At 33.5% G+C, this 281-nt stretch carries 1 rRNA gene; it reads left to right on the top strand.

Annotated features, from left to right (window positions below):
- Positions 1–91: ribosomal RNA gene (gene rrf, locus ACVC3Y_RS00145) — 5S ribosomal RNA — on the top strand; the annotation flags it as partial.
- Positions 92–281: the final 190 nt, after the last annotated feature.

The following is a 281-nucleotide window of genomic DNA, read 5'->3' as shown; positions in this document are numbered from 1 at the left end:
ATGGGGCTCACCTCTTACCATTCCGAACAGAGAAGTTAAGCCCATTTGCGCCGATGGTACTACATTGTGGAAGAGTAGGTCGTCGCCTTTTTTAAACCCTTCAATATTTATTTATTGAAGGGTTTTTTTATATACTATAATCAAGGAAAATATATTAGCATACATTACTATGAATCCTTTGCGAATCCTTCGCGAGAACGATAGAAACGATATCCTTTTTTTTTAAATTGTATACTGCTTTACTTGGATAGTATTAGCCGTTTATTTAAATATATGATATT

The sequence above is a fragment of the Lacinutrix cladophorae genome (genome assembly GCF_053604645.1).
This window is presented reverse-complemented; position numbering and strand designations above follow the sequence as displayed.